The sequence below is a fragment of the Nonomuraea longicatena genome, assembly GCF_039525605.1.
In the GTDB taxonomy this organism is placed as follows: domain Bacteria; phylum Actinomycetota; class Actinomycetes; order Streptosporangiales; family Streptosporangiaceae; genus Nonomuraea; species Nonomuraea longicatena.
In genome coordinates this window covers 86,426-104,227 of record NZ_BAAAHQ010000015.1, presented here as the reverse complement: position 1 = coordinate 104,227, position 17,802 = coordinate 86,426, and the positions used below count along the sequence as shown (strand labels likewise).

The window sequence follows — 17,802 nt, the reverse complement described above, 5'->3', positions numbered from 1 at the left end:
GGAGCACCATGGACGAACTCATAAAATACGGGCCGGATCTCTGGGACGGTTTCCTCGTCAACCTCCAGCTCTCGGCCATCTGCACGATCCTGGCGCTGATCCTCGGCACGATCCTCGTGGCGATGCGCGTCTCCCCCATCCCCGTCCTCCGCGCCTCGGCGGCGACGGTCGTGAACGTGGTCAGGAACACCCCTCTGACGCTGCTGCTCGCCTTCAGCGCGCTCGGCCTGAGTGACACGATGGGGCTCGCCTTCTCGGAGGAGCCCTACGACAACGCCTTCTGGCTGGTCGTCATGGCCATGTCGGTGTACGCCGCGACGTTCGTCTGCGAGGCACTGCGCGCGGGCATCAACACGGTGCCGATGGGCCAGGCGGAGGCCGCGCGGGCGGTCGGGCTGACGTTCATGCAGTCGCTGACGCTGATCATCCTGCCGCAGGCGTTCCGCGCGGTCGTCGCCCCGCTCGGCAGCGTGGTCATCGCGCTGATCAAGAACACCACGGTCGCGCAGGCCGGCGGTCTGCTGGCCGACTCGGCCTTCCAGATGTACGACATCTTCGACACCACCGGCGTCTCCATCCCGATCTTCATCGGGATCGTCGTCGCCTTCATGGCGGTTACCCTCCCGATCGGCTGGCTGTCCGGCTGGCTGGCCAAGCGTCTGGCGGTGGTCCGATGAGCAACCAGGCCAGCGTCCTGTTCGACACGCCCGGCCCCCGGGCTCGGCTGCGCAACAACCTGTACACCCTGCTCACCGTGGTGGCGCTGCTTGCCGTCGCCTGGTTCGTGTTCAGCAAGCTGAACGAGAAGAACCAGTTCGACGGCCAGATCTGGGCGCCGTTCTTCGAGTGGAACACCTGGGAGCAGTACCTCATCCCCGGCGTCCAGGGAACCCTGACCGCCGCGGCCCTCGCCTCTGTCTTCGCCCTGGTCTTCGGCTCGGTGTTCGGCCTGGCCAGGCTGTCGGATCACAAGTGGATCAGCGTTCCGGCCGGCTGGGTGGTGGAGGTCTTCCGTGCCATCCCGCTGCTGCTGCTGATCTTCTTCATCTGGTTCCTGGCACCGGAGGTCGGCGGACCGGGCGACTACGGCCTGGTGGCGCTCGTCGTCGGTCTGACGCTCTACAACGGCTCCGTGCTGGCCGAGGTGGTCAGGGCGGGTGTGCGGGCGGTACCCAAGGGGCAGGCGGAGGCGGCCGCCGCCATCGGCCTGCGCAAGAGCGGCGTGATGCGGATGATCCTGCTCCCGCAGGCGCTCACCGCGATGATGCCCGCGGTGGTGAGCCAGCTCGTGGTCCTGCTCAAGGACACCGCGCTCGGCTACATCATCACGTACGTGGACCTGCTGAACATGGGGTTCAAGATCCTGCCTTCGGTGCACTTCGGCACCAAGCTGGTGGCCGCCATCTTCATCGGCGTCTTCTACATCGGGCTCAACATGCTGCTGAGCTGGTTCGCCCACTGGCTGGAGCAGCGCAGCCGCCGCAGCCGCAAGACGGCGGCCAAGCCGGTCGTCGTGAACACCGCCGGCGGCGGAATCCCGTGACCCGCGTGAGGGGCGCTTTCGCGAGTGCCCCTCACGCGGCGTGGTTTTCCGGCAGGATGCGGCTATGCCGTGGCCTTCCCCCATCGCCACCACCGACGTCGCGAGCGCCGGCCTGCGCGTCGGCTGGCCGAGCGCCCGCGACGGGCAGGTCTGGTGGACAGAGGACCGTCCCGAAGAGGGCGGCCGCACTACGATCATGCACCGCGCCGCCGGCGGTGCCGTCCGTGAGCTGCTGCCCGTGCCGTGGAGCGCGCGCACCAGGGTTCACGAGTACGGCGGCCGGCCGTACACGGTGACCGAGGACCTGCTGATCCTCTTCACCCACGACGCCGACCAGCGCGTCCATCTGCTCGACGGGACTCCCCGCCCGATCACACCCGACGACGGCGCCCGCTACGCCGACCTCCACGCGCGGGGCGGCCGGGTGTGGGCGGTGCGCGAGAGCGGCGGGTCCTCGCGGTCGATCGTCTCGCTGCCGGTGACCGGCGGCGCGATCACCGAGTGGGTGAGCGGCGACGGCTTCTACGCCGCGCCCGCGCTGTCCCCCGACGGCACCCATCTGGCGTACGTGACGTGGGACCATCCGCGCATGCCGTGGAACGGCACCGAACTTCGGGTGCTGCGCCTGTCCGACCGCGCCACATGGACGGTCGCGGGCGGCGCGGAGGAGTCCGTGCTGTTCCCCCAGTGGCGCGACGACGACCATCTCTACCTGCTGTCCGATGTGTCCGGCTGGTGGAATCTCTACTTGACCGGCCGCGACAGCCCCGGCCTTGTCGAGGTGCACCGCGCCGCCGAGGAGTTCGCCTGGCCGCCGTGGAAGCTGGGGTGGCGACCGTACGAGGTGCTCGGCGACGGCCGGGTGGCGGTGCTGCACGGGACCGGAGACCTGCGGCTCGGCATCCTCGACCCGGCCCTCGGCACGCTGGGCGACGTGGGGCCGGGCGGCGGGTGGGATCCGGCGCTCGCCGCCGACGGCAGCACGCTCGTCGGTCTGCGGTACGACGGCACCACCCCCAAGACGGTCACCCGGATCGACCTGCGCTCCGGCGCCGCCGACGGGTTCCGCCCGGGTGTCCTGTCGCTGCCCGGCCCGGGCTACCTGCCCACACCCCGGCCGGTCGCGTTCGAGGGCGGCTCGGGCCGCCGGATCCACGCCTACCTGTACGCTCCCACCCACCCGGTGGCCCGCGCCGCCGGGCCGGTGCCTTACGTGGTGTTCGTCCATGGCGGCCCGACCGGCCACGCGACCTGCGAACTCGACCTGGAGAAGGCGTTCTTCACCTCGCGCGGCATCGGCGTGCTCGACCTCAACTACGGCGGATCCTCCGGGTACGGCCGCGCCTACCGCGACCTGCTGAAGGGCGATTGGGGCGTCGTCGATGTGGAGGACACGGTCGCGGCGGCCGGTTGGCTGTCGGCCACGGGCATGGCCGACCCGGCGCGGATCGCGGTGCGGGGCGGCAGTGCGGGCGGCTGGACGGTGATGGCGGCCTGTGGCACCTCCGATGTCTTCGCAGGCGGGGTGTCCTATTACGGAGTCAGTTCGCTGGCGCCGCTCGCGGCGAGCACGCACGATTTCGAGTCCCGCTACCTCGAATGGCTGGTGGACCCGGCCCTGTTCACCGCCCGCGAGCCGTTGTCGCACGTGGACGGGGTGAGTTGCCCGATGCTGCTGCTGCAGGGGCTCGACGATCCCGTGGTGCCGCCGGAGCAGTCGGCCGCGTTCGCCGACGCGCTGACCGAGCGCGGGGTGCCGTGCACGTATCTGGTGTTCGACGGCGAGTCTCACGGATTCCGGCGGGCGGAGACCCGTACGGCGGCGCTGGCGGCCGAGCTCGCGTTCTACCAGCAGCTGTTCTGGCAGCGCCGACCTTGACCGACCGGATTGGGTCTTGTCAAGCCCTGTCAGTCGTCCTACGATCGCGCCAATCCTTAGGAAAGTTTCCTAATAATAGCGCCCGGAACCCCCAGCCCCGGGCGGAAGGAGCGATCGATGCTCAGGAAACGGATCTTGGCCCCGCTCATGGCACTGGGCCTGCTCACCGGCGCCGCCTCGGTGGCCCTGCCCATGGCCAGCGCCTCGGCCGCCGAATGCGCCACCGCCTGGAACTCCGCCACCGCCTACACCGGCGGCGCGGTCGTCTCACACTCCGGCCAGAACTGGACCGCCCGCTGGTGGACCCAGAACGAGACCCCCGGCACCGCGGCGGTCTGGACCAGCCAGGGCAGCTGCGGCAGCGGCGGCGGCACCCCGTGCACCTACCCCAACTGGGTGGCCGGGCAGTGGTACACCGCAGGCAGCATCGTCCGCTACACCGACGGCAACCACTACCGGGCCGAGCACGACAACCCCGGCTACGACCCGACGATCAGCACCTGGTACTGGGAACCGTACGACTGCGGGGGCGGCAACCCCAACCCGAACCCGGGCTTCGTCGTGTCCGAGAGCGTCTTCAACCAGATGTTCCCGAGCCGCAACTCCTTCTACTCCTACAGCGGTCTGACCAGCGCGATGAGCGCCTACCCTGCGTTCGCCAAGACCGGTAGCGACACGATCCGCAAGCAGGAGGCCGCCGCCTTCCTCGCCAACGTCAACCACGAGACCGGCGGACTCGTCCACATCGTCGAGCAGAACACCGCGAACTACCCGCACTACTGCGACCGCACCCAGCCGTACGGCTGCCCCGCCGGGCAGGCTGCCTACTACGGGCGCGGGCCCATCCAGCTCAGCTGGAACTTCAACTACAAGGCCGCGGGCGACGCGCTCGGCCTCAACCTGCTCCAGGACCCGTGGCGGGTCGAGCGGGAGTCGGCCGTCGCGTGGAAGACCGCGATCTGGTACTGGATGACGCAGAACGGCCCCGGCACGATGACCCCGCACAGCGCCATGGTCAACAGCCGAGGCTTCGGTGAGACGATCCGCAGCATCAACGGCGCCCTGGAGTGCAACGGCGGCAACCCCGCCCAGGTGCAGAGCCGGGTCAACGCCTACCAGCGCTTCACCGGCCTGCTCGGTGTCACCCCCGGCGGCAACCTGAGCTGCTGAGCCCCACCGCCCGGTAGGGAGCCTCCCTACCGGGCGAACTCCGTCGCCCGCGACTCGCGCACGACCGTGATGCGGATCTGGCCCGGGTAGGTGAGCTCCTCCTCCACCTGCTTGGCCACGTCGCGGGCGATCACCTGCGCCTGGATGTCGTCGATCGCGTCCGGCTTCACCATGACCCGGATCTCGCGCCCGGCCTGCATCGCGAAGACCTTCTCCACGCCGTCGTACGACTGGGCGATCTCCTCCAGTCGCTCCAGGCGCTTCACGTACGCCTCCAGCGACTCGCGCCGCGCTCCCGGGCGGCCGCCCGAGATCGCGTCGGCCGCCTGGGTCAGCACCGCCTCGACCGTGCGGACCTCGACCTCGTTGTGGTGCGCCTCGATCGCGTGGACGACGTCTTCGTGCTCGCCGTACCTGCGGGCGATCTCCGCGCCGATCAGCGCGTGACTGCCCTCGACCTCGTGCGTCAGCGCCTTGCCGATGTCGTGCAGCAGCGCGCAGCGCTTCAGCAGGGTCTGGTTCAACCGCAGCTCGGCGGCCATGATGCCGGCGATGTGCGCGGACTCGATGAGGTGCTTGAGCACGTTCTGACCGTAGGAGGTGCGGTAGCGGAGCTGGCCGAGCAGCAGCGTGAGCTCGGGGTGCATGTCGGTGATGCCCAGCTCGACCAGGGCGTCCTCACCGGCGCGCGCGCACAGTTCGGCCACCTCCTGGCGGCTGCGGTCGTAGACCTCCTCGATGCGGTGCGGGTGGATGCGCCCGTCGAGCACCAGCTTCTCCAGCGTGAGCCGTGCCGTCTCACGGCGGACCGGGTCGAAGCACGACAGCAGGACGGCCTCAGGGGTGTCGTCGATGATCAGGTTCACCCCGGTCGTCGACTCGAACGCGCGGATGTTGCGCCCCTCGCGTCCGATGATCCGGCCCTTCATGTCGTCGCCGGGCAGGTGCAGGACGCTCACCACCGACTCGGCCGTCTGCTCGGAGGCCATGCGCTGCACCGCCAGCGTCACGATCTTGGTGGCGCGCTTCTCGCCCTCCTTGCGGGCGTCGCTCTCGATCTCCCTGATGATCAGCGCGGCCTCGCGCTTGGCCTGGTTCTCGATCTCCTTGACGAGCTCGGACCTGGCCTGGTCGGCCGTGAGCCCGGCCACGCGTTCGAGGATGGCCTGCCGTTCGCGCTCCACCTGCAGCAGTTCGTCGCGCCGGCCCGCGAGCTCGGTCTCGGTCTCGGCGAGCTTGCGGTCGCGCTCACTCTGTCTGCGCGCCTCCTCGTCGAGACGCTGCTCACGCTCGGCCAGCCGGCCCTCGCGGCGTTCGAGATCGGTCCGCAGCTCCTTGATCTCTGACTTCAGGGCGCGCGTCTCCTCCTCGGCCTCCCTACGCGTTCGCTCCGCGGCCTCGGAGCGCCGCGTCGCCTCCTCGGCGTCGGACTCCGCCTTCCCGAGGATCTCCCCCGCCTCGCGGCGGGCGAGTTCGAGCTCGTCGTGTACGGCGGCGAGCTGCTCGTCGGTCAATGGAGGTGGGCCTTGGGCATGCCCCGCTGTTCGCCGCAACACCAGCACCAAGGTGGCAAGGGTCACGAACACCAGCAGGAGCACCGCCACCAACAGCACCATGACCAGCGGCTCCATGTGCTCCCCGCCCTCCTCGCGTCGCAAAGGTTCAAAACGCGGCCTGAAAAACGGGAGGCGTCACACGCGCGGCACGAAACGCCCAATCGGCACCACCGATATCAATCCAGGACCGACCAGGTGTCGGCTCTCCTGGCCAACACCCCGCCTGTCTCGGTCAATCGAGCCCATTCGCACGTAGTTCACCGGTATGGCAATCCGCACTGCGCGGAGTAACTCCTCACTGGGGTCGAGGTTATGTGTGGAACAGGCCACGGGCAAGCAAACACCTCGTCATGCGTGTCACCGTCGCCACGAACAGTCGCTTCCGCTTCCCGCCAAACCCCCACCATCCGCCCACCACACCGATTCCCTATAGACACGGAGAGTGCTTGCACGGATACTCACCGTGTAAATCCCCCACGTCTCCCTCATCACGCGAGCACCACCAGCACGTCCTCGTCCTCGTGCCGTACCGCGAACGAGGTGAGGGAGCAGGAAAGAAGGAGCAGCACATGCAGCTGAACAGAATCACCCTCGCCGCCGTCGCCGTCGCCGCCGGCATGGCGGCCATCGCGCCGCTGGCAGCCAGCGCCGCCACCGTCGAGGCCAAGCCTGCGGCGGCGTCCGCTCTTCCGCCGGGGTACCAGATCGTCACCCTGCCCAACGCCAACGTCAACAACTTCCAGCGCCGCGTCGCCCAGTGCCCCGGCAACAAGCGGGTGCTCGGCGGCGGCGCCGAGGCCCAGGGGGAGCGCGCCATCCTCGTCGGCTCCTTCCCCACGCCTGACGGGCGCGGCTGGATAGGCCTCGGCCGCCAGGACGGTCACAGCACCGTCGGCATCAGCGTCTACGCGATCTGCGCGGACTGACCTCCGCCGCCTGGTTTCCGGCCGCCACGGCGGTGGTTCCTCCGGCCGGAAACCAGGCAGCATCCGACCACCACCCGCCCCTCACCTGCAGCCCCACCTAAGACCTCTCGAACATCGTCGACGGCCATCGCCGCGGGAGTCACAGCCACCCGAGGTACGACAGGCACGGTCGCCCGGCGCGGAACACGATCACTCAGCGGCGGACACAGCCACTCTTCACAGGAAATGACCTCCCGGACACTTCACAGCCCCCGCCCCCGAACCCGGGAAGCACGACCACCCACCAAACGACGGAAACGGCCGCCCAGCACGGGAACTCGGCCGCCCAGCGGGGACACCGCCACCCTTCCCGAAACGAAAGCCTCCCGGACACGTCACGGCCCCAGGCACCTACACCCCAGGCCCGGGAGGCACAACCACCCACCCGATCGGGAAACGGCCGTCCTGCGCAGGAACGCGGCCGCCCGGCAGGGGAACGTGGCCGTCCAGCGTAGGAACGTGATCGCCCGGCACGGGAATGGAGTTGCCCGGCGTAGAGGACGCGATGGGCTTCTTCCGCCGCCGACGTCCTCCGACGCCTCCATTGCTCCCGCTCAACCCGGCACTTGCCCGACATCTCGGGGTCTGGCCCCACATTCACCCGGCCGCTCTCGGCTGCCCCACCGACAACGGCTCTTTGCAGGACGCAGCACACGAGAGCGGACGCGGCAGGGGACACGGCATCGGGCGTAGCCGGACGTTTCACACAGACGACCGGACCGCAGCCTCAACCGAAGTCTTCATCCAGGTCGACGCCCTCCTGCTCCAGCGCCTCGCGGATCACCCGGAACGCCACGCCACCCGAGTACCCCTTACGCGCCAGCAGCCCGGCCAGCCGCCGCGTGCGAACCTGCGGATCGAGCCCTCGCGTGGAGCGAAGCTTCCGATCGACCAGTTGCCGCGCCATCTCCGCCTCCTGATCGGAGTCGAGGCGCTCAACGGCCTCGTTGACGGTCTCCCCGTCCACCCCACGATGCCGGAGCTCGGCCGCGAGCGCCCGCCGAGCCAGCCCCCGGCCATGATGACGGGAGTCGACCCAGGCTTCGGCGAACGCCTCATCGTTGATCAGCCCGAGCTCGGTGAATCGATCGAGTACGGCATCGGCCACCTCCTCGGGCACCTCCCGCTTCTTCATCGCCGCAGCGAGTTGGGCGCGCGTCTTGGGGGCCATGGTGAGCAACCGCAGGCAGATGTTGCGCGCAACCGCCGCAGGATCCGCAGGCGGCCCGCTCCCCGCAGGAGCGTCCTCATCAGGCCCATCGGCCGACCACCCGCTACGCCCTCGGCCCCGCCCGCCCTTCCGGCCCCGCTTCCCCCGCCCTGCGCCCTTCCGGCGACCGTCTGGCCCCTCTTCCTCCTCGCCCAGCCCAAAGCCCCCGCCACCGCCGAGAACTCCCCGGCTTGGCTCAGAGGCTTCACCGCCGCCGAATTCCTCACCGTCCGTCCCGGCACCGAAGTCGCTCCGGCTGTCGGAGCCGCTTCCAGCCTCGAAACCCCGATCACCGCTTCCAAGGTCCCCCGCCTCCAGACCGGAGCCTGCCTTGCGCCTTCCGAGACCGCGTGCACCCGGCCCAGAGTCCTCCCGACCGCCGCTGAGAACCCCCTCACCCGGCTCGAAGTCCTTCCCACGGCCTCCGTAGATCCCCTGCCCCTTGTCCTTCGGCCCGAAGCCGTCCGACCCGAAGCCCGCGTCGGCGCCTCCGTCGGCGGGCCTCGGCCCTCGCTTGGTACGCCGAGATCTCCGCCCCTCGCGAACGGGCTCTTCGGCCCAGGTGTACTTCCATTCCGCAGCCGAAGACTCCCCCGAGCCCTCCTGGCTCTCGGCAGCGACACCCAGGCCGCCGACACCCTTGCCCGGCGACCCGCCGACACCCATGCCGGACACTCCAGCACCGTCGCCGGACAACGCAGCACCGTTAGCACCGTTGCCGGACAACGCACCAGCACCGTTGTCAGGCGACCTGCCAGAGCCCTCATCCGACCATGCGTCGCCCACCCCGTTCACGCCGGCCATGCCCGACGGCACCCCGGCCGCCGGGTCACCGCCTGCCGTCACCCACCCGTTCGGGCCGCCGCCCTCGACCACAGGGTCTGCGGAGACCTCCTCCGTGATCCCGAACGCCAAGGAGGGGTCCGCAGCGGACTCCTCAGCCTGTCCCGCCACGGATGCCGCCGCCTCTGCGGCGCCGCCGACAGCCGAGGCCCCTGACGGCTCTCCGGAGGCAGGCGGCTGCGCCCCTCGGCGCCACTCTCCGCCAGGAAACCTTTCGCCGTTCGAGAGTCCTCTGCCCGGGGCGGAACCTTGGGAAGGGTCTTCCTCCGAAGAGTCGTCCGCAGAGAAGCACTCCGCTGCGGACACCCCCTCCTCCGCAGCCTCCTGGGCACGGCGGAGGGCACGCAGTTCCTCCAGCGAAGCAGGCCAGGCGCCATCCCCTGGGCGCCCGCCCTGCTTGCCGGCCCCACCACCCGCACGTTCGCCTGAACCGGCGGAACGGCGCGATCGGGCAGGCGGATCCGGCCAGGTGCCGTCGTCGGGGCGGTGCACCTGGGGGTACTGGTCGCTCATGAGGTCGTGGCCATGCGGCTGCCGGTCAGGGAAGCCGCCGGTCAGACATCACCCGGCTTGGGCGTGGACGCCTTGGAGCCTCGGCCGGACGGAGCAGCGGCGGCGGCCGGGGCGGGCGCCGGAGTCGCGGGCGCGTCGGCGGGAGCGTCGAGGCGCGGGCCGACGCCCAGCTTGTCCTTGATCTTCTTCTCCAGCTCGTTGGCCATGTCGGGGTGGTTCCGGAGGAAGTTGCGCGCGTTCTCCTTGCCCTGGCCGAGCTGGTCGCCCTCGTAGGTGTACCAGGCGCCGGACTTGCGGACGAAGCCGTGCTCCACACCCATGTCGATCAGGCCGCCCTCGCGGGAGACGCCGATGCCGTACAGGATGTCGAAGTCGGCGACGCGGAACGGCGGCGCCATCTTGTTCTTGACGACCTTGACGCGGGTGCGGTTGCCGACCGCCTCCGTGCCGTCCTTGAGGGTCTCGATGCGGCGGATGTCGAGGCGGACCGAAGCGTAGAACTTCAGCGCCTTGCCACCGGTCGTGGTCTCGGGCGAGCCGAACATGACGCCGATCTTCTCGCGCAGCTGGTTGATGAAGATGGCGGTGGTGCCGGTGCTGCTGAGGGCTCCGGCGACCTTGCGCAGCGCCTGGGACATCAGCCGGGCCTGGAGGCCGACGTGGCTGTCGCCCATCTCGCCCTCGATCTCGGCCTTCGGCACCAGGGCGGCGACGGAGTCGATGACGATGATGTCGACGGCGCCGGACCTGATGAGCATGTCGGCGATCTCCAGCGCCTGCTCACCGGTGTCGGGCTGGGAGACCAGCAGCGCGTCGGTGTCGACGCCGAGCTTCTTGGCGTACTCGGGGTCGAGGGCGTGCTCGGCGTCGATGAAGGCCGCGATGCCGCCCGCGCGCTGGGCGTTGGCCACGGCGTGCAGGGCGACCGTGGTCTTACCCGACGACTCGGGACCGTAGATCTCGACGATGCGGCCCCGGGGCAGCCCGCCGATGCCGAGCGCGACGTCGAGCGCGATCGACCCGGTGGGAATCACCTCGATCGGGGCGCGCGCGTCGTCGCCGAGGCGCATGACGGAGCCCTTGCCGAACTGCCGCTCGATCTGAGCGAGGGCAGTCTCAAGGGCCTTCTCGCGGTCGTTGATAGCCATGGAACTCCCCTGATGGGTCGTGGTCCGGTCGGTCGAGTGAGAAGGTACGGCCCGGCACCGACAATTTTCTGGCGATCGCCGGGAACGGCGTGCGCCCATCGTAGCCGAACGGTTGTTCGATCTGTCCGGGAACACGCGCGAGAGCTGGGACGATCATGTCGCGCGAGACCGGATCCCGAGGACATTACCGGGCAATGCGCCGGGACTGTTGCCATGCCCATGAGCTGGGGAGATCCTGAGAGCAACGGTCGAAGGGCGGCGACGTGACAGGCGCGTACACCGGTGAACGACGTACCCATCTGGAGGCCCTGGCCGGGCTTCTGCCCAAACACGGGCTGGTGGGACGCATGGTGGGCGATGACGATCCGGTGCTGTGGGCATGGCACCCGCGCACGGGCAGACAGACGATCATCTTCGCCACCCCGGCGCACCGGGGCTGGCTGTTCCTGTGGTCACCGCGCGGCCAGGGCAGCGCGGACGATCTGGAGGGAACCCTCAGGGCGCTCCGCGAGACGCTGGGCGTCTCAGTGGAGCTTGGCTGAGACGTTCTCCACCTGGCAGACGGCCCGCCAGACCGACTTCGCGCTGTCGCCGTCCGCCAGCGCCTGCACGACCGTGCGCCCGCCCAGGGGCGAGAGCACGTAGTCCTGCGCCCACGACTCCGCGTACGCGTCACCGAAATGGGCGCGCATCCTTCTCCAGAACTCGGTCAGACGCATGACCCAAGTATGGAACCGGCGCGGAGGTGGGTAGGACACGCACATGCCAAAGACCACCAAGTCTTCGTCAGCCAAACCCCCCACCTCAGCCAAGAAACGTAGCAACAGGGCAAGGCGCCGCCATGTCCTGGCGTTGATGCGCGAGACCGTCCGCCAGGAGAAGGCGGAACGCTCGGAGCGGCACTCGGGCCTGCGGGAGCAGCCCCGCGCAGGCCGCCCGCACACGCGCCGCGCATCACGCCGCTGAGCGATCGCTGAGCAATCCGCTGAGCAACACCGAGCGGCCGGACCGGTACTGATCGGCCCTGATCCGGCCCTGCGTGCCGCCGAGCGGTCACTGAAGGTCACCGGACGTCCGCTGCGGTTCGCCGTGGCGAACGCCGAGAGTCACAGCACTCGCGAGCCGTACATCTCTCCGAGAGGGTCGGCGAGCAGCTCCAGCCGGGCGCCGTCGGGGTCCCTGAAATAGACGGAGGCGCCGCTTTCCACCTGGTGCGGCACGCCGGCCGTCTCCAGTTTCCCGCGCAGCCGCTCCCAGGTGGCGGGATCGACGGAGACGGCGATGTGGTGCAACCCGCCGAGCACTTCCCTGTAGGGTCCGAGGTCCAGGCCGGGGAAGTCGAAGAAGGCCAGCAGGTTGCCGTTGCCGATGTCGAAGAAGAAGTGGCTGGAGCCCTTGTAGTCGCGGTTCTCGAAGATCTCCGTGAGCGGGAACTCCAGGAGCTCCTGGTAGAAGCGGACGGTCCGTTCCACGTCCGACGACAGCAGGGCGAAGTGGTGGAGGCCGCGAGCGCTGCTGGAGGGCCGGTGCGCTAACAGGTATCTGTCTCTGATGTCCGCCCTGCGAGCCTCGATGGCCGCGTAATCGATGGTCACAGTCGCTGTATGTCCGCTCACACGCCGCTCAACCTCGCGGTGAGGGGCCGATGCCGATTCTGTCGGTACGGCGAGGCACTATGAATCCGTGAGCTCGCTCGACCACTTCACCACGACGACCAGGCAATGGTTCACCGGCGCCTTCGCCGCCCCCACAGCCGCCCAGGAGGGCGCGTGGGCCTCGATCGCGCGCGGCGACAACACGCTGGTGGTCGCGCCGACCGGGTCCGGCAAGACCCTCGCGGCGTTCCTGTGGTCGCTCGACCACCTCGCCGCCGAACCGGAGCCGGTCAAGGGCACCAAGGTCGTCTACGTCTCGCCGCTGAAGGCGCTGGCGGTCGACGTCGAGCGCAACCTGCGTGCGCCGCTCGCGGGCATGAAGCAGACGGCCCGCCGCCTCGGCCTGCCGGTTCCCGAGATCACGGTGTCGATCCGCTCCGGCGACACCCCTGCCGAGGATCGCAGGCGCTTCGCGGCCAAACCGTCCGACATCCTCATCACCACCCCCGAGTCCCTTTATCTACTGCTCACCAGCCAGGCGCGCGAGACGCTCGCGAGCGTACGTACGGTGATCGTCGACGAGGTGCACGCGGTGGCGGCCACCAAGCGCGGCGCGCACCTGGCGCTCAGCCTGGAGCGGCTCGACGCCCTGCTCGACCGGCCCGCCCAGCGCGTCGGCCTGTCTGCCACGGTGCGGCCGGTGAGCGAGGTGGCGGCGTTCCTGGGCGGCGCGCGGCCCGCGGCGGTGGTCCAGCCGCCTTCCGACAAGCGGATCGAGGTCGAGGTCGTCGTCCCCGTCGAGGACATGACGGAGACCGGGTCACGTCCCGCCGAGCCGCACGACGACCTCGCCGAACCGGCGAACCGGTCGATCTGGCCGCATGTCGAGGACCGGCTGTACGACCTGATCGAGGCCCATCGTTCCACGATCGTCTTCGCCAACTCGCGGCGCCTGGCCGAGCGGCTGTGCACCCGGCTCAACGAACTGGCCTACGAGCGCGAACCGCGACCGGTCGATCTGGCCGCCTTCGACGGTCCCGCCCGGATGCCCGCCGATCTGATGGCGCAGGCGGGGGCGAGCAAGGGGGCCGTCCCCGAGATCGTCCGCGCCCACCACGGGTCGGTATCCAAGGAGGAACGCTCCCAGATCGAGGAGGCGCTGAAATCGGGCCGGCTGCCCGCCGTCGTCGCCACCTCCAGCCTGGAGCTGGGCATCGACATGGGCGCGGTCGACCTCGTCGCCTGCGTCGAGTCGCCGCCGAGCGTGGCCAGCGGCCTGCAGCGCATCGGCCGCGCGGGCCATCAGGTGGGCGCGGTCTCCAAGGGCGTGATCTTCCCGAAGTACCGGGGCGACCTCGTGCAGACGGCCGTCGTCGCCGAGCGCATGAAGTCGGGCCAGATCGAGGAGATGCGCTATCCGCGTAATCCCCTCGACGTGCTGGCTCAGCAGATCGTGGCGATGACCGCGCTCGACGAGTGGACGGTCGACGAACTCGAGTCCCTCGTACGGCGGGCCGCCCCCTACGCCACGCTCCCCCGCACGGCGCTGGAGGCGACGCTCGACATGCTCGCCGGCCGCTACCCCAGCGAGGAGTTCGCCGAGTTGCGCCCGCGCGTGGTGTGGGACCGCGTCACCGGCACCCTCAAGGGCCGCCCCGGCGCGCAGCGGCTGGCCGTGACCAGCGGCGGAACCATCCCCGACCGCGGCCTGTTCGGCGTCTTCCTCGTCGGCGAGAAAGCCTCCCGGGTGGGCGAGCTCGACGAGGAGATGGTGTACGAGTCACGCGTCGGCGACGTCTTCGTCCTCGGCGCGACATCCTGGCGCATCGAGGACATCACCGCAGACCGCGTCCTCGTCTCTCCCGCGCCCGGCCAACCGGGCAAACTGCCCTTCTGGCACGGAGACACCCCCGGCAGACCCGCCGAGCTGGGCCGGGCGATCGGCGAGTTCCTGCGCGCCCCCGACGACACGCGCATCAGAGCTGCGGGGTTCGACGAGTACGCCTCGGGCAATCTGCTCGCCTACCTCGCCGAGCAGCGGGAGGCCACCGGCTACGTCCCCGACGACCGCACCCTGCTCGTCGAGCGCTTCCACGACGAACTCGGGGACTGGCGCGTGGTCATCCACTCCCCCTACGGCGCGCGGGTGCACGCCCCGTGGGCGCTCGCGATCAACCGGCGGCTGCGCGAACGCTACGGCGTCGACGTGCAGGCCGTGCACTCCGACGACGGCATCGTGCTGCGCATCCCCGACACCCTCGCCGAGCCGCCCTCCGACGTGGCCGCCTTCGACGCCGAGGAGATCGAGCAGATCGTCACCGAGGAACTCGGCGGTTCCGCGCTGTTCGCCGCGCGCTTCCGCGAGTGCGCGGGCCGGGCGCTGCTGCTGCCCCGCCGTACGCCCGGCAGGCGCAGCCCGCTGTGGCAGCAGCGGCAGCGCGCCGCCCACCTGCTGGGTGTGGCCAGCCGGTACTCCTCGTTCCCGATCGTCCTGGAGACGATGCGCGAGTGCCTGCAGGACGTCTTCGACGTACCGGGGCTGGTGGAGCTGATGCGCGACATCGCCGCGCGAAGGGTGCGGATCGTCGAGGTGGAGACCTCGCAGGCGTCGCCGTTCGCGGCGTCGCTGCTGTTCCACTACGTGGGCGCGTTCATGTACGAGGGCGACGCGCCGCTGGCCGAGCGGCGGGCGCAGGCGCTGGCGCTCGACACCTCGCTGCTGGCCGAACTGCTCGGCCAGGCCGACCTGCGCGAACTGCTCGACCCCGACGTGATCGCCGACGCCGAGCGCGAGCTGGCCCGGCTCGATCGGCCGCTGCGCGATGCCGAGGACCTCTCCGACCTGCTGCGTTCCCACGGGCCGCTGCTGGCGGCCGACGTGAGCGTACGCGGGGGCGATCCCGGGTGGCTGGCCGAACTCGTGGCGGCGCGGCGGGCCATCGCGGTCAGGATCGCGGGCGAGGAGCAGTGGGTGGCGGTGGAGGACGCCGCGCGGGTGCGTGACGCGCTCGGCGTGCCGTTGCCCGTCGGCGTACCACATGTCTTCCTCGAACCCGTCGCCGATCCGCTGGCCGACCTCGTGGCCAGGCACGCCCGTACCCGCGGGCCCTTCCACGCGGGAACGGTCGCGGCGCGGTTCGGGCTGGGGGTGGCGGTCGTCACGGACGCGCTGCGGCGGCTGGCCGGTCCCGGCCGGGTGGTCAGCGGCGAGTTCCGGCCTGGTGGGCGGGGTGAGGAGTGGTGTGACGCGGGGGTGCTGCGGTTGCTGCGGCGGCGGTCGCTGGCCCGGCTCCGCAAGGAGGTCGAACCGGTCACGCCTGAGACCCTCGCCCGGTTCCTGCCGGTTTGGCATGGCATCGCGGGTGTCTCCATGACCTCCCTCCGCAGACCCGGAAGCCGGCCCGGCGCCAGCCGACGTGGCCTGGGCGGCGCGTGGAGCGCCGACAGCGGGCGGCTCGGTGCCCGAGGTGCCAGTGACGAGCTCGGTGCCGGTGGTGGAGGTGCCAGTGACGAGCTCGGTGCCCGTGGCGAGGGTTACGGGGGTGGGCTCGGTACCGGGGGTGGGGTTCACGGAGGTGGCCTCAGTGCCGGGGGTGGGGTTCACGGGGGTGGGCCGGGTGCCGATGACGGGGTCCATGAGCGTGGGGTTCGCGAGGGTGTGTTTTACGGGGGTGGGCTCGGCGCTGGTGGCGGTGGCGCTCGTGGTGGCGTGGGCGGGTATGGCGGCGGTGATCAGGGCTCCGGTGTGTACGGCTCGGGCGGCGGTGCCGGTGGAGGTCACGCCCGGTCCGGGGCGGCGCGGGCCATGGACTCGCTGGTGCGTGCGCTCGAACAGCTTCAGGGGGCGGCGGTGCCCGCGTCCGCGCTGGAGACGCTGGTGCTGCCCGCGCGGGTGCCCGGATACCAGCCCGCGCTGCTCGATGAGCTGACCTCCTCCGGCGAGGTCATCTGGACCGGGCAGGGTTCACTGCCGGGTGGGGACGGCTGGGTCTCGCTGTATTACTCCGACACCGCGCCCCTCCTGATGCCCGAACCGGCGGACATCACGTTCACCCCGCTCCACGAGCAGATCCTTGAGGCTCTCGGCGGTGGTGGGGCGGTGTTCTTCCGGGGACTGTCCGACCAGATCGGCTCGCTCGACGACACCGTTCTGGCCACCGCGCTCTGGGACCTCGTGTGGTCCGGACGGGTCACCGGTGACACCATGGCGCCGTTGCGTGCCACGCTCGGGAGCGGTCGGCCCGCCCATCGTCCCGCCTCGACGCGGCGACGGCGGGCGGTGCTTCCGACGCGCAGCGGACCGCCGACGGTCGGCGGGCGCTGGTGGCTCCTGCCCGCACCGGCCGCCGACGCCACACAGCGGGCCCAGGCACAGGCCGAGGTGCTGCTCGAACGGCACGGCGTCCTGACCAGAGGCGCGGTCACCTCCGAACGTCTGCCGGGGGGTTTCACGCCTGTCTATCAGGTTCTGCGGGCCTTCGAGGAGAGCGGGCGCTGCCGTCGCGGGTACTTCGTCGAAGGGCTGGGCGGCGCCCAGTTCGCCCTTCCGGGCGCGGTCGACCGCATGCGCGCCGCTTCACCGCGTCCACTGTCCGCTCCCCCGCCCTGGGCCCCCGGCGCCGAAGGCGGGGACTCTGATCGGGGTACCGGGACACACGGTGCCGTGGACGAGGACTCCCGTGGAGATACCCGGGAGCCGGGCGCGGAAGGTGAGGGCGTCAGCGTGGGCAACAGAGCCCTCAACGCCGGGGGTAAAGGCAAGAACGCCGAGGTCGTCGACGCCAACGGCGACAGGGGTGAAGTCACGGATGCCGAGGTCATCGGCGCCGATGAGGACGGAGGTAAAGGCACAGGTGCCGAGGTCGCCGATGCCGGCGACGGCGGAGGTTCCGGCGCCTACGGCGTAGTAGGCCCTGGTAGCAGCGCTATGGCGGGCTTTGGCGCCGGCGAGGGTCCCGGGTTCGGGCGGGAGAGGGCGGAAAGTCGGGTTGTTGTGCTGGCGGCGGCGGATCCGGCCAATCCGTACGGCGCGGCACTGCCATGGCCTGGACGTCCCGGCGAAGTGGGGCACAAGCCTGGGCGGAAGGCCGGTGCGCTGGTGGTGATAGTGGACGGGCATCTGGCGTTGTACGTCGAGCGAGGCGGGAAGACGCTGCTGTCCTTCGTCGACGACGAACGGTTGCAGCCGTCCGTGGACGCGTTGGCGTTGGCCGTCCGAGAAGGGGCTCTCGGGAAGCTCACGGTCGAGCGAGCCGATGGAACCTCCATCACCGAGTCTCCACTGGCTGCGGCGCTGGAGGCCGCGGGTTTCCATCCGACGCCGCGAGGGCTTCGGTTGCGCGCCTGACGGGCGTCAGGTGCTGACGGGCGTTCCGTGCTG

Annotated in this window: 12 protein-coding genes; 7 read left to right on the top strand and 5 right to left on the bottom strand. The window is 70.4% G+C overall.

The window, feature by feature from the left end:
• The 4 genes from ABD120_RS16010 to ABD120_RS15995 all read left to right on the top strand — a co-directional run.
• On the top strand, window positions 1-677 hold a 677-nt coding region (locus ABD120_RS16010; protein WP_343950674.1), incomplete at its 5' end, for an amino acid ABC transporter permease.
• Entirely contained in the window at window positions 674-1,543 is an 870-nt protein-coding gene (locus tag ABD120_RS16005) for an amino acid ABC transporter permease (RefSeq protein WP_343950673.1), read from the top strand. The genes ABD120_RS16010 and ABD120_RS16005, both read left to right, overlap by 4 nt.
• 64 nt (window positions 1,544-1,607) lie before the next feature.
• A complete protein-coding gene (locus ABD120_RS16000; protein ID WP_343950672.1) occupies window positions 1,608-3,422 on the top strand; it encodes a S9 family peptidase in 1,815 nt (604 codons plus the stop codon).
• Window positions 3,423-3,539: 117 nt separating this feature from the next.
• Entirely contained in the window at window positions 3,540-4,592 is a 1,053-nt protein-coding gene (locus tag ABD120_RS15995; protein WP_343950671.1) for a glycoside hydrolase family 19 protein, read from the top strand.
• A 26-nt stretch (window positions 4,593-4,618) separates the two neighbouring features.
• Here ABD120_RS15995 and rny read toward each other — a convergent pair whose 3' ends face one another.
• Window positions 4,619-6,208 (bottom strand): ribonuclease Y, encoded by a 1,590-nt coding sequence (gene rny, locus ABD120_RS15990; protein ID WP_343950670.1) that lies wholly within the window; start codon window positions 6,206-6,208, stop codon window positions 4,619-4,621.
• Between the two features lie 509 nt (window positions 6,209-6,717).
• Here rny and ABD120_RS15985 point away from each other — a divergent pair.
• Window positions 6,718-7,074: a hypothetical protein gene (locus ABD120_RS15985; RefSeq protein WP_343950669.1), complete on the top strand. Its 357-nt coding sequence runs from the start codon at window positions 6,718-6,720 to the stop codon at window positions 7,072-7,074.
• A 766-nt stretch (window positions 7,075-7,840) separates the two neighbouring features.
• Here ABD120_RS15985 and ABD120_RS15980 read toward each other — a convergent pair.
• Window positions 7,841-8,989 (bottom strand): regulatory protein RecX, encoded by a 1,149-nt coding sequence (locus ABD120_RS15980; RefSeq protein ID WP_343950901.1) that lies wholly within the window; start codon window positions 8,987-8,989, stop codon window positions 7,841-7,843.
• A gap of 731 nt (window positions 8,990-9,720) precedes the next feature.
• Complete coding sequence (gene recA / locus ABD120_RS15975) at window positions 9,721-10,827, bottom strand: recombinase RecA (RefSeq protein ID WP_343950668.1); 1,107 nt, start codon at window positions 10,825-10,827, stop codon at window positions 9,721-9,723.
• 263 nt (window positions 10,828-11,090) lie between these two features.
• Here recA and ABD120_RS15970 point away from each other — a divergent pair, with 263 nt between their 5' ends.
• A complete protein-coding gene (locus tag ABD120_RS15970; protein WP_343950666.1) occupies window positions 11,091-11,369 on the top strand; it encodes a hypothetical protein in 279 nt (92 codons plus the stop codon).
• On the opposite strand, the gene ABD120_RS15965 is transcribed toward ABD120_RS15970, so the two are convergent.
• Window positions 11,352-11,546 (bottom strand): DUF3046 domain-containing protein, encoded by a 195-nt coding sequence (locus tag ABD120_RS15965; RefSeq protein WP_343950665.1) that lies wholly within the window; start codon window positions 11,544-11,546, stop codon window positions 11,352-11,354. The two genes, ABD120_RS15970 and ABD120_RS15965, sit on opposite strands and share 18 nt — an antisense overlap.
• 387 nt (window positions 11,547-11,933) lie before the next feature.
• A complete protein-coding gene (locus tag ABD120_RS15960) occupies window positions 11,934-12,422 on the bottom strand; it encodes a VOC family protein (RefSeq protein WP_343950664.1) in 489 nt (162 codons plus the stop codon).
• Between the two features lie 88 nt (window positions 12,423-12,510).
• Between ABD120_RS15960 and ABD120_RS15955 the strand changes: the two genes are divergently transcribed.
• Entirely contained in the window at window positions 12,511-17,769 is a 5,259-nt protein-coding gene (locus ABD120_RS15955; RefSeq protein ID WP_343950663.1) for an Lhr family helicase, read from the top strand.
• Window positions 17,770-17,802 lie beyond the last annotated feature (33 nt).

What these genes read in the sequence shown, in the direction of transcription:
- ABD120_RS16005 (WP_343950673.1), top strand. Translation starts at nt 674, where the DNA reads ATGAGCAACCAGGCCAGCGTCCTGTTCGACACGCCCGGCCCCCGGGCT.
- ABD120_RS16000 (WP_343950672.1), top strand. Translation starts at nt 1,608, where the DNA reads ATGCCGTGGCCTTCCCCCATCGCCACCACCGACGTCGCGAGCGCCGGC.
- ABD120_RS15995 (WP_343950671.1), top strand. Translation starts at nt 3,540, where the DNA reads ATGCTCAGGAAACGGATCTTGGCCCCGCTCATGGCACTGGGCCTGCTC.
- rny (WP_343950670.1), bottom strand. Translation starts at nt 6,208, where the DNA reads ATGGTGCTGTTGGTGGCGGTGCTCCTGCTGGTGTTCGTGACCCTTGCC.
- ABD120_RS15985 (WP_343950669.1), top strand. Translation starts at nt 6,718, where the DNA reads ATGCAGCTGAACAGAATCACCCTCGCCGCCGTCGCCGTCGCCGCCGGC.
- ABD120_RS15980 (WP_343950901.1), bottom strand. Translation starts at nt 8,989, where the DNA reads ATGGGTGTCGGCGGGTCGCCGGGCAAGGGTGTCGGCGGCCTGGGTGTC.
- recA (WP_343950668.1), bottom strand. Translation starts at nt 10,827, where the DNA reads ATGGCTATCAACGACCGCGAGAAGGCCCTTGAGACTGCCCTCGCTCAG.
- ABD120_RS15965 (WP_343950665.1), bottom strand. Translation starts at nt 11,546, where the DNA reads ATGCGTCTGACCGAGTTCTGGAGAAGGATGCGCGCCCATTTCGGTGAC.